Annotated in this window: 10 protein-coding genes and 1 pseudogene; all 11 read left to right on the top strand. The window is 64.5% G+C overall.

What is annotated here, in order from left to right; translation table 11 throughout:
- Positions 1–151 precede the first annotated feature (151 nt).
- Complete coding sequence (locus TTY48_RS00925) at positions 152–1,615, top strand: class I SAM-dependent DNA methyltransferase (protein ID WP_220655722.1); 1,464 nt, start codon at positions 152–154, stop codon at positions 1,613–1,615.
- Positions 1,612–2,751, top strand: a complete 1,140-nt coding sequence (locus TTY48_RS00920; RefSeq protein WP_220655721.1) for a restriction endonuclease subunit S — start codon at positions 1,612–1,614, stop codon at positions 2,749–2,751. Before TTY48_RS00925 ends, TTY48_RS00920 begins: the two co-directional genes overlap by 4 nt.
- 18 nt (positions 2,752–2,769) lie before the next feature.
- Complete coding sequence (locus TTY48_RS00915) at positions 2,770–2,973, top strand: restriction endonuclease (protein ID WP_220655720.1); 204 nt, start codon at positions 2,770–2,772, stop codon at positions 2,971–2,973.
- Between the two features lie 48 nt (positions 2,974–3,021).
- A complete protein-coding gene (locus tag TTY48_RS00910) occupies positions 3,022–4,248 on the top strand; it encodes an HNH endonuclease signature motif containing protein (RefSeq protein WP_220655719.1) in 1,227 nt (408 codons plus the stop codon).
- 67 nt (positions 4,249–4,315) lie between these two features.
- Positions 4,316–6,781 carry a DEAD/DEAH box helicase family protein gene (locus TTY48_RS00905; protein ID WP_220655718.1) on the top strand — a complete coding sequence of 822 codons (2,466 nt, stop codon included), beginning with the start codon at positions 4,316–4,318 and terminating at the stop codon, positions 6,779–6,781.
- A gap of 42 nt (positions 6,782–6,823) precedes the next feature.
- A pseudogene (locus TTY48_RS00900) lies at positions 6,824–7,996 on the top strand (IS3 family transposase).
- A 93-nt stretch (positions 7,997–8,089) separates the two neighbouring features.
- Positions 8,090–8,998 carry a type I restriction-modification enzyme R subunit C-terminal domain-containing protein gene (locus TTY48_RS00895; protein WP_220655717.1) on the top strand — a complete coding sequence of 303 codons (909 nt, stop codon included), beginning with the start codon at positions 8,090–8,092 and terminating at the stop codon, positions 8,996–8,998.
- A 66-nt stretch (positions 8,999–9,064) separates the two neighbouring features.
- The gene (locus tag TTY48_RS00890; protein ID WP_220658397.1) at positions 9,065–10,705 is read left to right on the top strand and encodes a long-chain fatty acid--CoA ligase; all 1,641 of its coding nucleotides are present in this window, start codon (positions 9,065–9,067) and stop codon (positions 10,703–10,705) included.
- 65 nt (positions 10,706–10,770) lie between these two features.
- Positions 10,771–11,100, top strand: a complete 330-nt coding sequence (locus TTY48_RS00885; protein ID WP_220655716.1) for a hypothetical protein — start codon at positions 10,771–10,773, stop codon at positions 11,098–11,100.
- A 46-nt stretch (positions 11,101–11,146) separates the two neighbouring features.
- Positions 11,147–13,213: an excinuclease ABC subunit UvrC gene (gene uvrC / locus TTY48_RS00880; RefSeq protein ID WP_220655715.1), complete on the top strand. Its 2,067-nt coding sequence runs from the start codon at positions 11,147–11,149 to the stop codon at positions 13,211–13,213.
- A complete protein-coding gene (locus TTY48_RS00875; protein WP_220655714.1) occupies positions 13,210–14,277 on the top strand; it encodes an SLC13 family permease in 1,068 nt (355 codons plus the stop codon). The genes uvrC and TTY48_RS00875 overlap by 4 nt, the downstream gene beginning before the upstream one ends.
- The last annotated feature ends 3 nt before the right edge of the window (positions 14,278–14,280 follow it).

The raw sequence follows: 14,280 nt of genomic DNA, 5'->3' as shown, positions 1-14,280 counted from the left end.
CGGCCCGCAGCGCCGCCGGTCCCGTGGCTGAGGTGATTCTGAGACCACACGGCACTTCGAGGGAGCCGCACGGCTGTGATGACGATGTCGGTCAGTGTATGGAGGACCAGTTGGCGCGAACGACTGAGGCCCCGCTACTAAGGTGAGTCGCGTGATTACGGGTGAGCTGAAGAGCAAGATCGACCGCGTCTGGGACGCCTTCTGGTCCGGGGGGATCAGTAATCCAATCGAGGTGATCGAGCAGATCACGTATCTCCTGTTCATCCGCAGGCTCGACGAGATCCAGAAGTCCAAGGAGTTCCAGGCAGAGACCCTGAAGACGGGGATCGTGGAACCGATCTTCATGCCGGAGCAGCAGCATCTGCGTTGGTCCTACTTCCGCAAGCTCGGGTCGCCGGCCGAGATGTATGCGGTCGTCAGCCAGGAGGTGTTCCCCTTCCTGCAGGCCATGGGCGGCGATGGTTCCACCTACTCCGAGCATATGAAGGACGCACGCTTCACCATTCCGACGCCAGCGCTGCTGGCGAGGGTCGTCGATATGCTTGACGACATTCCGATGGAGAAGCGGGACACCAACGGTGACCTGTACGAATACATGCTCTCAAAGATCGCCACCGCTGGTACGAACGGCCAGTTCCGTACGCCTCGTCACATCATCGAGCTGATGGTGGATCTCATGGCGCCGAAGCCGGGTGACGCGATCTGTGATCCTGCGTGTGGCACGGCAGGCTTCCTCGTTTCTGCGAGTGAGTATATCCGCGCGACCCACCCTGAGGCGCTGAAGGATTCGGAACAGCGAAAACTGTTCCACCGCTCGATGTTCCACGGTTACGACTTCGACAGCACGATGCTTCGGATCGGTTCGATGAACATGCTGCTGCATGGCGTCGAGGAGCCGGACATCCGCTACCGCGATTCCCTCTCCGAGGGGGCGAGCGGTGACGCCGAGAAGTACACCCTGATTCTCGCGAACCCGCCGTTCGCGGGTTCACTCGACTACGAGGCGACATCCAAAGACCTCCAGCGGACGGTGAAGACGAAGAAGACGGAGCTGCTGTTCCTCGCGCTCTTCCTCAAGCTACTCAAGACCGGCGGCCGGGCGGCGGTCATCGTGCCCGACGGTGTGCTGTTCGGTTCGACGAAGGCGCACAAGGAGTTGCGCAGGGTACTTGTCGAGGACCAGAAGCTCGATGGTGTGGTCAAACTCCCGTCGGGAGTGTTCAAACCCTACGCCGGCGTGTCGACGGCGATCCTGCTGTTCACGAAGACCGAGTCGGGCGGTACCGACGAGGTCTGGTTCTACGACGTCCAGTCCGACGGCTTCTCGCTCGATGACAAGCGAAACCCTGTGGACGCCAACGACCTCCCCGACGTCCGCGAGCGCTGGAAGGAGCGCGGCGGCGCGGAGCGTCAGCGGGCGCGCACCGAAAAGTCGTTCACTGTGCCGAAGGACGAGATCGTCGCCCAGGGGTATGACCTGTCGATCAACCGCTACAAGGAGATCGAGTACGAAGAGGTCGAGTATCGACCGCCGCTGGAGATTATCGCCGAAATCGAGCAGTTAGAAGGCGAGATCGTGGGCGGGCTGGCCGACCTGAAGGTGATGCTCTCGTGAATCGGCTCGGTGACATCCTTGAGTTTGCAGGCATCCCCGAGCGAATACACCACCCTGAGCGCGAGAAATTCGTGACGGTAAGGATGAACTGCGGTGGCGCGATAGAACGCGTGATAAAAGACGGCAAGACGCCCGTCGTATTCACTGGATACCGCGTATCAGCGGGGCAGTTCGTCTACTCCCGTATTGACGCGCGGAATGGTGCGTTCGCTGTTGTGCCTGAACGACTGGATGGCGCCGTGGTAAGTAAGGATTTTCCGGTGTTCAATATCCGCGAACAGAAGGTCGATCCGCGTTACTTAGAGTTCTTCTTTCAGTCGGGTCAGCTTGAGGCGCAAATCCGGGCGCGTAGCAGGGGGGCAACTAACCGTCAGCGAATCGGGGAGGATGAGTTTCTCGATTTTCCTGTGCTGTTGCCGGTGCTCGATGAGCAGCGCCGCATCGCCGCAATCCTCGACCACGCAACCGCGATTCTTACTCAGATGCGTCGACTCCGCGGCACTATTGACCTAGTTGAAGGATCGATGTATCGCGCGGCTGTCGTTGGTGTCGAGGCATCAGCATCGCTGTCAGAACTGGTGGATGATGAGGATCGAATCAACTATGGAATAGTTCAGCCGGGCGAGGACGTCGCGGGTGGTGTTCCTATGATTCGGGTTGCTGATCTTAGCGGTGGAGTGGTCAGGCGTGACAAATTGAAGCGCGTATCTGGAGCGATCGAGGCTTCGCACAAGAGATCGAGGCTTCGCGGACACGAGATCCTCGTTAGCTGTGTTGGTAGTATTGGGCAAGTGGCGCTTGTTGAGGCGGCAGATGTTGGTAGCAATGTGGCTCGTGCGATTAGCAGGGTACCAATAGCAGATTCGAATCTGCGGAGTTTTGTGGCGGCGGCACTTCGGTCTCAAGACGTGCAGCGGTATTGGAAGTCTGAACTCAGAACTGTTGCGCAGCCGACGTTGAATGTTAAACAACTCGCTGCCACTCGAATTCCGCTCGTCGCTCGCCGAGACCTGGAGGATTTTTCGAGTCGAATGCACGCTGTGAACGAACTGCGCAAGTCTGCTGAATTGCGTGAAGGTTTGGCCCAGTCGCTGGTCGCATCGCTTCGGGCGCGCGCGTTTCGGGGTGAACTCTGATGGCGATGCCGACGTGATATGGATCATGGCGCCGGTGCTGGCGTATTCATCACCACCGGGCGGTTCTCGCGAGGGGCTGTGGAGTACGCCGAGGTGGTTCCGACGCGCATCATCCTCATTGACGGTTCTAGGCTCTCGGACCTGATGATTCGCTACGGCGTAGGCGTGCAGATCAAGCAGACGTTGCACGTCGTGGAGGTTGACGAGGACTTCTTCGAGTAGTCGCCAGACACCCGGAACTTGTCAGTGGCCACACCTACTATCGAAAGTATGAGCGATAGTGTCGCAGGGGTTGAGTCGAAACCCTCTGGAGAATCGGCTGATGTGATCGAGCGGCTACGTGCCGCGGAGGTGGCTCGATGCCGTTTGGTGTACGAGCAGTACGCGCTGGCGGCGGAGTTGCTGCGAATCAGGGTGTGTGAGCGGATCGCGAAGGGGCTCACGCAGGATCGGTGGGAACTCGGTATCGCGAGCGAACTCGGTTTGGCTCTCCGGATGTCGCCGAACCGGGCGGCGGGGGTCTTGTCGAGAGCGAGAGAGCTTCATAGAAACATGCCTCACGCACTATCCCGGCTTCAGGCCGGAGAGATCTCGCCGGAGGCAGTGGAGATCCTGGTATGCGAACTTGCGCACCTGGATCCGACGCTCCGACAACAGGCGGATGGCCAGCTGTGCGCCTCCCCGGCCACGCTGTCGGGGCTAGGACTCAATCGTGTCCGAGACGCGGTGAAGCAGGCCGCGTATCAGCTCGACCCGCGGGCCACAGTCGAGCGGATCGCGAAGGCGGAGAAGGATCGCCGCGTCACTGTTCGGCCGGCTCCGGACGCGATGGGGCGGTTGTCGCTGTTTATGCCGGTCGCGAAGGCTGTCGGTGCGTACGCGGCGGTGAAGAGGGCCGCGGACGCACTGGTCGGCATTGCCGGCGAAGTGCGCACGCACGCGCAGATCATGGCCGACCTGGCGTTCGAACGCCTCACCGGCCGAAGCGCTGCGGATGGACCGGCGGTCACCGTCCGGCTGACGATGCCGGCTTCGGTGCTGCTCCGTGGCGCGCCGGGAACGGTACATCTCGACGGCGGCGGCATCATCCCAGCTGAGACTGCTAGGACGATTGTCGGCAAAGCTACCGGCGCTGGAGCGGCTTGGGTGAAGCGCCTCTTTGTTGCGCCCGAGACAGGTGCGGTCGTAGGGATGGACTCGAAAAGCCGGGCCTTCCCGGCGGGGCTGGCAGACGTGATTGCTGCGCGCGACCGGTACTGCCGCACCCCGTACTGCGACGCACCGATCGCCCACATCGACCACATTCGCCCCCACGCGGCAGGCGGGGAGACGAACCTCGACAACGGTCAAGGCCTGTGTGCGGCCTGCAATTACGCCAAGGAGGCCGACGGCTGGTCGGCCACAACTGTCCCGGACACGAGCGGTCGGCACGCCGTCGAGACTCGCACGCCGGGTGGGCGCACGTACCGGTCGACTGCTCCGGATCAGGCGGCCTGACTGCGAGTTGGCGGCGTCCATCGGACATCGTTGGTAAGTTCCCTCACAAGTCTGGATGGAGGCCAGGATGGGGAACTTCGACTTCGTGCACACGACGCTGCCGTCTGTGCATCGTGACTGCGCCAAAGCGGAGTCGTATCTGACATCAGATCCGAGGGCGGCCTGCTTCTACGGGCGACGAGCAGTCGAGGAGCTCGTCCACTATCTCTACGACCTGCTCGACCTACCGGCGCCCTATAAGTCTGACCTGGCGGCGCACACCAACAGCGCAGGCTTCAAGGCCGTGGTTCCGCCACCCATCGTCCAGAAGATGAATCTCATTAGGCAACTCGGCAACAAGGCCGTCCACGAGACGCGACCCGTGCGGCCAGATGATTCGCTCACCGTGCTGCGCGAACTGTTCCATGTCGTCGTGTGGGCCAGCTTCCACAATTCGCGCCACCCCGAGGCAACGCCACTCAACCGGCAGTTCGACCCAGCGCTCGCAGCGAAGGCCGCGCCTATTTCACACGCTGAGATTGAGGCGCTCGCCAAGAAATTTGAGGCGCAAGACGCAGCCCTGGCGAAAGCGCGGGAGCAGAACGAGGCGTTGGAAGCCGAACTCGTCCAGTTCCGTCAGCAGGTCGCGGCCGCGCAGGCGGCCAACGCAGCCAAGGACGATCACGACTACGACGAAGCCGAAACCCGTGACCGACTCATCGACCTCATGCTCCGCGAAGCGGGATGGACGATAGCCGAAGCGCCAGGTCCCGCAGCGGTCACACTTGAGCGCGCGGTTACGGGAATGCCCAACGAATCCGGAAACGGATTCGTCGACTACGTCCTCTGGGGTGACGACGGACGGCCGCTCGGACTGATCGAGGCTAAACGTACGAAGAAGTCGGCGGAGATCGGCCAGCAACAGGCCAAGCTGTACGCAGACTCACTCGAAGCCGAGTTCGGTACGCGGCCGGTGATGTTCTATTCCAACGGCTACGACCACTGGATCTGGGACGACGCGGCCGGATACCCGCCACGCGAGATCCAGGGCTTCTACACCGCGGAGGAACTCGCTCTCCTCGTGCATCGTCGCGCGAGCCGCAAGGCATTGAGTACTGTTGATATTGACGGCGACATTGTCAATCGGTACTACCAGAAACGCGCGATTCGCGCCGTCGACGACGCCTTCACGCGAAAGAATCGCGACGCGCTCCTCGTGATGGCCACCGGATCCGGCAAGACCCGTACCGTGATCGCGCTCGTGGATCAACTGATGCGCGCCAACTGGGTGCGAAGGGTTCTGTTTCTCGCTGACCGCACGGCGCTGGTCAAGCAGGCGGCGGATGCCTTCAAGGAACACCTGCCGGATGCGACAACGGTGAATCTAGTGACCGAGCGGTCGGCGGACGGTCGGGTGTACGTGTCGACGTACCCCACGATGATGAATCTGATCAACAACGTCGACGAAGCGACCGGCCGGCGTTTCGGTCCGGGATTTTTCGACCTGATCGTGATCGACGAGGCGCACCGCTCGGTCTATGCCAAATACGGAGCGATATTCGATTGGTTCGACGGCCTCCTGGTCGGGTTGACCGCCACACCCAAGGGCGAGGTGGACCACAACACCTACCGGCTGTTCCACCTTGAGGATGGCGTCCCCACTGATGCCTATTCGCTCGAGCAAGCGGTGAAAGACACGTACCTCGTCCCGCCGATCGGTGTATCTGTCGGCACCAAATTTCTACGCCACGGGATCCGGTACGACGACCTCACGGACGAGGAGAAGGAGCAGTGGGATGCCCTGGACTGGGGTGACGACGAATCACCCGACGAGGTAGACGCTGAAGCGATCAACCGCTTCCTGTTCAATGAGGACACCGTCGACAAGGTGCTGGCTACGCTCATGACGGACGGCTACAAGGTGGCTGGCGGTGACCGAATTGGTAAAACTATCATCTTCGCCAAGAACCAGGCTCACGCGGACTTCATTCAACGTCGGTTCGATCTCCAATGGCCGCACTATGCAGGGCATTTCGCTCGCGTGATCACTCACGGTTCGCCCTATGCGCAATCTTTGATCGACGATTTCTCAATACCGAACAAGGTGCCGCACATCGCGATCTCCGTCGATATGCTCGACACCGGCATCGATGTGCCGGAAGTCCTGAACCTGGTGTTCTTCAAGTCGGTTCGCTCAAAGACGAAATTCTGGCAGATGATCGGCCGCGGCACCCGCCTGCGTCCCGACCTCTTCGCGCCTGGCGATCACAAGAAGAACTTCTTCGTGTTCGACTTCTGCGGCAACCTCGAATACTTCAGCGAAGACCTTCCTGGTAGCGAGGGCTCGACACAGAAGGGGTTGTCCCAGAGGTTGTTCGAGGCGCGGGTTGGACTGGCGGTCGCGCTCAAAGATCGTGCCCCCGAGGTCAAGCGTGCGACCGTGGATGCTGTCCACGAGTTCGTGGCGGGAATGAGTGACGCGAACTTCCTGGTGCGCCCCCACAGAAGGAGCGTGGAGAAGTACGGGTCTGCTGAAGGTCTAGTTGTCACCTGATCTGTAGCGGTCTGCGGACTGTTGCTGGAAGGATGATCGACCATGCCGAAGGCGTATCCAGAGGAGTTCCGTGCTGATGTGGTCCGCGTGGCCAGGTCGGGGCAGGTCTCGCTCAAACAGGTAGCGGAGGATTTCGGGATCGCGGAGTCGTGTTTGCGGCGGTGGCTGCGGCAAGACGATGTCGATGACGGTGTTCGTCCCGGTGTGAGCCGGGACGAGGCGAAGGAGCTGCGGGAAGCGCGGCGGCGGATCCGGCTGTTGGAGCAGGAGAATGAAGTCCTTCGGCGGGCGGCGGCGTGATTTGTCGCAGGCGAATCTGAAGCTCGGTTCGTCCCCAAAATGATGTTCCCGCTGGTCCGCGAGCTGGCCGCTGACGGGATTGCCGTCGCGGTGACCTGCCGGGTTCTGAAGTTCTCCCGCCAAGCCTTCTATGCCTGGAGCGCTGTTCCAGTCTGTGACCGTGATGTCGATGATGCGGTGGTGACTAATGCTGCGGTCGATGTCCATCGTGATGATCCGGAGTTCGGGTATCGGTTCATCGCCGACGAACTCGTCGCTGCCGGTCACAGTGTGTCGGAGCGGCGAGTGTGGCGGCTGTGCTCACAAGCTGGTCTGTTCTCCGCGCACAGCCGCCGGCGCGGCAGCGGCAAACGTCCCGGACCGCCGGTCCATGACGACCTGGTAGAACGCGAGTTCTCCGCTGAGGCCCCGAACCGTTTGTGGCTCACTGATATCACAGAGCACCACACCCGCGAGGGCAAGTTGTATCTGTGCGCGGTCAAAGACGTCTATGCGAATCGGATCGTCGGATACTCGATCGACGAACGGATGAAGACCCGCATCGCGGTCAACGCCATCAACAGCGCCGTGACCCGGCGCGGTGGCCCTGCCGCGGTTGCCGGATGCGTAGTGCACTCGGATCGAGGTAGCCAGTTCCGATCACGCCGGTTCACCGAGCAGCTCAACAGGTTTCAGCTCAGCGGTTCGATGGGCAGGGTCGGCTCCGCCGGGGACAACGCAGCGATGGAATCGTTCTTCTCGCTGCTGCAGAAGAACGTCCTCGACCGCCAGCAGTGGACCACCCGCCAGGAACTGCGGACGGCAATCGTCGTCTGGATCGAACGGACCTACCACCGCCGCCGGCGACAACGCACACTCGGCAAGCTCACACCCATCGAATTTGAGATGATCTACACAGCCGCCAACGCGGCCTAACAATCACTGAGCTGAAGTGACAACGAAACCTTCAGCAGACCCTACTCCGACAGGCAATCGTGGAACGAACTCACGCCGCAGGTCGTCGAAGACGTGCTTCAACTCGCCGGGCTGCCCTCTTCCGCCATCGACACGGACGAGAAGGCCAAGCGCTTCGACCTGCTCATGTTGCGTGGCCAGCTCGCACAACTCGAACACGATGCGACGAAGGCAGACCGTGTGCGCGAGGCGGTGCAATCGATCGCGGCGACTCTGCTCAGCAAACTGAACATTCCGGTGGTGCAGGAGCAGGCAGAACTCATCGAAGCGGTCGCGGGCGACGAATGGTGGGTCGATGTGACCGTCGCAATGCTGGAGCACGCGAGGGTTCGACTCCGCTCGCTCGCTCGACTGATCGAGCCGTCCAAGCACGACCCGATGTACACGTCCTTTCAAGACGAGGGCGTCGTTGGCAAGATCATCGACCTTCCCGGCACCACCCCCGGAACCGACTTCGAGCGGTTCAAAGCCAAGACTTCCGCGTATCTCCGCGAGCACGCGGACAATGTCGCGTTGCAGCGGCTGCGCCGCAACAAGCAACTGACCCCGGCAGACCTCGACGCCCTCGAATCCATGTTGATCGAGTCCGGGAGCAGCGATGACGACCTCGCGTGGATCAAGGACCGCACTGGCGGCCTCGCCTTATTCATCCGATCCCTGGTCGGCTTGGATCGTGGCGCCGCCATCGAGGCATTCGGGGAATTCCTCGACGAAACCGCCTTCTCGGTGGAACAGGTTCGATTCGTCAACATGATCATCGACGAGCTGTCCGCGAACGGCATCGTCGAACCTGAGCGGTTATGGGAAGATCCCTACAGCGATGGTCCCACTTCCGGACCTGACCTGACATTCCCGGAGCAAGGCCAGGTTGCCGGCATCGTCGACATCCTCGAACACATCAAGCAAACCGTCACGCCGACGACAGACGAGACCTCCGATCCGGGGGCGCATTCGGCGAGCTGAGCGAAACCGGGCCGCGGACCGTCGGGCATGCGGTACGCATGTCGCATGGCCGAGCGGATCCTGCCCCTGATGTCCACCATGCAAGACGAGCAGCTGTCGCTGGCGACGCTGCTCAGACACGCCACCACCTGGTACGCGGACACCTCCGAGGTGGCCACCTGGACCCCGGAGAAGACCACCCGGATGAGCTTCGGCGAGCTCGGCCGGGAGGCGGCGCGGCTCGCGAACGCGCTGGCCGCCCTCGGCGTGCGGCCGGGCGACCGGGTGGGCACCTTCCAATGGAACAACAACGAGCACATGACCGCCTACGTCGCGATCCCCGCCATGGGCGCGGTGCTGCACACCGTGAACATCCGGTTGTTCCCGAATCAGATCACCTACATCGCCAACCACGCGGAAGACCGGGTGATCATCACCGACGGCAGCCTGATCCCGCAGCTCAACACCGCACTCGGCGGTATGGCCACGATCGAGCACATCATCGTGGTCGACGGAGACACCGGCGCGATCGAGGCTCCGGCGGGTGTCCAGGTGCACGCCTACCGCGACCTGCTCGCCGCCCAGGCCGATAGCTACGACTGGCCGGACATCGACGAACGCGCCGCCGCCGCAGCCTGTTACACCTCCGGCACCACCGGGGACCCCAAGGGCGTCATGTACAGCCACCGCAGCATCTGGCTGCACTCCACCACGGTGTGCGCCACCTACGGACTCGGTATGGGTGCCACCGACACCGTGCTGCCCATCGTGCCGATGTTCCACGCCATGAGCTGGGGAACGCCCTTCGGTGCGCTCATGTCCGGCGCCTCGCTGATCCTGCCCGACCGGTACCTGCAACCCGAGCCGATGGCGCGCCTACTCGCCGAGGAGAAGCCCACCATCTCCGCGGCGGTGCCCGCGGTGTGGATCGGCATCGTCAACCACCTCGCCTCGCACCCGCAGGACATTAGCCACCTTCGCCACATCGCCTGCGGCGGTTCCGCGGTGCCGCTCAGCCTGGCGAAGGAACTCCAGGACACCTACGGCGTGCAGATGGTGCAGGCGTGGGGCATGACCGAGACCTCGCCGCTCGCCTCGATCGCCTGGCCGCCCGTGGGCGTCACCGGCGACGACGCCTGGAAGTACCGGAACACGCAGGGCCGCTTCCTTCCCGGTGTCGAGGGCCGCCTCGTCGACGAGCTCGGCGAACCGGTCCCGAACGACGGTGAGTCGCTCGGCGAGGTCCAGGTGCGCGGCCCCTGGGTCACGGGCCGGTACTACAGCCCCGAGGGCGCCGATCCCGTGGGACCCGAGAAGTTCGAGAACGGCTGGCTCCGCACCGGCGACATCGGCAAGCTCTCCGCCGACGGCTACGTGACCCTGGTGGACCGCTCGAAGGACGTGATCAAGTCCGGCGGCGAATGGATCAGCTCCGTCGAGCTGGAGAACGAGGTGATGGCGCACCCGTCCGTGCTCGAGGCCGTCGCGATCGGTGTGCCCGACCCCAAGTGGGACGAACGTCCCCTCGTGGCCGTCGTCCTCCAACCGGGCGCGACGGTGACGGTGGCCGAGCTCCGCGAGCACCTCGCCGGCAAGTTCGCCAAGTGGCAGATCCCGGACAACTGGTCGTTCATCACGGAAGTTCCCAAGACCTCGGTGGGCAAGTTCGACAAGAAGGTGCTGCGCGCCCAGCACGCCGACGGCGACCTCGACGTGCTCACCGACTGACGCGTCCAGCCGATCCTCAGGTCGCCCGGGGCCTGTGTCCAGCAGCGCCGGACAGGCTGAGTCCCATGACCACGATGAAGAAGATGATCGGTTCCACCCTCCTCGGCGTCACGGTGATCGGCGGCGCCGGCTCCGTCGCCGCTGGCATGGCATCCGCCGCGCCCAGTCAACCGGGCGTGGGCGTCACCCAACCCGGTAAGCCCGCAGCGAACGCCGCGGCCCAGCCGAGGCCCGGCCAGGTCCCGGCGCGGGCTATGCCGCAGAACAACGGCGGCAACCCGAACTGGCGGCCCGGCCCCGTCTTCCACCAGAGCGCCTGGCGCACGCCGATCTGGGATGCGAAGAAGAACCACTGGGGATTCTGGCTCGGACCGGCCTGGATTCCCGTCGGCTGACCCGCCCGCGACCGAAACTGTCGGCCACCCGTCCTACGCTGGACGGGTGGCCGACCCGCAGAGTTACCGTCCCGCACCGGGGACGATCCCCACCCAGCCCGGTGTGTACAAGTTCCGGGACAAGCACGGCCGCGTGATCTACGTGGGCAAGGCCAAGTCCTTGCGCAGCCGCCTCAACTCGTACTTCGCCGATGTCTACGGCCTGCACCCGCGCACCTATCAGATGGTGACCACCGCGGCCTCGGTCGAGTGGACCGTGGTGAGCACCGAGGTCGAGGCCCTCCAACTCGAATACAACTGGATCAAGGAGTTCGACCCCCAGTTCAACGTCCGCTACCGGGACGACAAGACCTACCCGATGCTCGCGGTCACCCTCAACGAGGAATACCCGCGCCTGTCCGTCTACCGCGGTCCGCGGAAGAAGGGCGTGCGCTACTTCGGGCCGTACAGCCACGCCTGGGCCATCCGCGAGACCCTCGACCTGTTGTTGCGGGTCTTCCCGGCCCGCACCTGCTCGGCGGGGGTCTTCAGGCGGCACAATCAGATGGGCCGCCCCTGCCTCCTCGGCTACATCGACAAGTGCTCCGCGCCGTGCGTCGGCCGCGTCACCGCCGCCGAGCACCGGCAGATCGTCGAGGACTTCTGCGACTTCCTCGCCGGGAAGACCGACAACCTCATCAAACAGCTCGAGAACGACATGTTGGCCGCCTCGGAGGACCTCGACTTCGAGCGCGCCGCCCGCCTTCGTGACGACGTCTCCGCGCTCCGCAAGGCCGTCGAGAAGCAGGCCGTGGTGCTCGGCGACGGTACCGACGCCGATGTCATCGCCTTCGCCACCGACGATCTCGAAGCCGCCGTGCAGATCTTCCACGTGCGCGGCGGGCGCGTGCGCGGCCAGCGCGGCTGGGTGGTCGAGAAGCCGGGCGATGCGGAGGGCAACGAGAACGCCGAACTCGTCGAACAGTTCCTGGCCCAGTTCTACGGCGAGGAGGCCGACCGGGCGAAGCAATCGGGCGACGGTGCGGTCAACCCCGTCCCGCGCGAGGTCCTGGTGCCGGTCCTGCCGGACGACGCCGACGAGGTGCAGGAGCTCCTCACCGAGCTGCGCGGATCGCGTGTCTCCCTGCGCATCCCGCAGCGCGGCGATAAGCGCACCCTGATGGAGACGGTGGAGCGCAACGCCGCCGAGGCACTGCACCAGCACAAGCTCAAGCGGTCCGGCGATCTGACCGCGCGGTCCGCGGCGCTGCAGGGCCTGCAGGACGCGCTCGATCTGGACGAGGCACCGCTGCGCATCGAGTGTGTGGACATCAGCCACATCCAGGGCTCCGATGTGGTCGCTTCGCTCGTGGTCTTCGAGGACGGCCTGGCGAAGAAGTCCGACTACCGGCACTACTCGATCAAGGAGGCCGCGGGCGACGGTCACAGCGACGACGTGGCCTCGATCGCCGAGGTCACCCGCCGCCGGTTCCTCCGGCACCGCGCCGACGTGCACCAGCACGCAGCCGATGTCGCCGCCTCCGACACGGGCAGCGATCTCGCCGCCGGTGGCAACGAAGGCGGCCTCGCTGCAGACAGCGGGGGCGGTACTGCCGCCGCGGACAACGGTGGCGACCTGGCTCCGGAAGCCGCGATCGACCCGCAGACCGGCCGCCCGCGGCGCTTCGCGTATCCGCCGAACCTCTACGTGGTCGACGGTGGGCCGCCGCAGGCCGCCGCCGCCCAGGCCGTTCTCGACGAACTGGGCGTGACCGATGTCGCCGTGGTCGGTCTCGCGAAGCGGCTCGAAGAGGTGTGGGTACCCGGCGACGACGATCCGGTGATCCTGCCCCGCAGCTCCGACGCGCTGTTCCTGCTGCAGCGGGTGCGCGACGAGGCCCACCGATTCGCGATCTCCTTCCATCGCAGCAAGCGGTCGAAGCGGATGACCAGCAGCGCACTGGATTCGATCCCCGGGCTGGGCGACACCCGCAAGACGGCGCTGATCCGGCACTTCGGTTCCGTGGCCAAGCTCCGGACCGCGAGCCTGGAGGAGATCACCGAGGTTCCCGGGATCGGGCTCACCACGGCCCGCACGGTGCTCGACGCGCTGCGCGTCGACGACGGCGCGTGAACGTCTCCGACGTCGTGGCGCAGGTCGCGCCCGTCCTGGTGTTCCTGCTGGCGATCACCGTGGTCGCCGAGATCGCCGAGACCGCAGGTGTCTTCGAGGCCGCGGGAACGCTGGCCGCCCGGCTGGGGCGGGGGAGGGTCGCGCTGATGTGGCTGTGGGTGGTCGCTGCGGCGTGCCTGGCCACCATCACCCTCAGCCTCGACACCACGGCGGTGCTCCTGACCCCTGTGGCGCTCGCGATGGCGAAGCGACTGGACATCGCGCCGCTGCCCTTCGCGATGACCACCGTGTGGCTGGCGAACACGGCGTCTCTACTGCTCCCGGTGTCGAACCTCACCAACCTGCTCGCCGTCTACCACCTGCCCGGAGGAGTGCACGCCTATCTGGCGCTGTCCTGGCGTCCCGCGCTCGCGGCGATCGCCGTGACCGTGGCGGTCCTCTGGCTGCTGCATCGGCGGGATCTGCGGGGCCGGTACGCGATCCCCGAGTTCGCTGCTCCCGCGGACCCGGTCCTGTTCCGGACCGCGGCGCTCGTCTGCCTCGCGCTCGGCCCGGCCTTCGCGCTCGGCGTGCCACCGGCCTACGCCGCCGTGGCCGCAGCCGTGATCCTCCTGGTAGCCCTCGCGGTGCGGGCGCCGGATCGCCTCCGCCGCATCGAAGTGCCCTGGCGCATGGTGGTGATCCTGGCCGCGGTGTTCGCCGCGGTGCAGCTCGCCCTCGCTGTCGGCCTGGAGGACGTGCTGCGCCACGTTGCGGGCACGGGCACCGCACCGTCGGACCTGCTGCGGCTCGCCGGAACGGGCGCCCTCGGCGCCAACACCGTCAACAACCTGCCCGCGTACCTGGCGCTGGAGCCGGCAGCGACAGGGGAGCCGGTGCGGCTGATGGCGCTCCTGATCGGCGTGGGTGTCGCTCCGATCGTCACACTGTGGGCATCGCTGGCCACGCTCCTGTGGCGGCAGCGCTGCGCACGGGCGGGTGTGCACGTCTCCGCCCGCAGGTTCGCCGCCGAGGGCCTCGTCCTCGCGGTCCCGGCCACCGTGGTCGCGGTACTCGTCCTGTGATCG

Source organism: Tsukamurella sp. TY48 (genome assembly GCF_019656655.1).
GTDB classification, from domain to species: Bacteria; Actinomycetota; Actinomycetes; order Mycobacteriales; family Mycobacteriaceae; genus Tsukamurella; species Tsukamurella strandjordii.
Note: the sequence above shows the minus strand (reverse complement) of the source record. Positions and strands in the feature narration are given on the sequence as shown.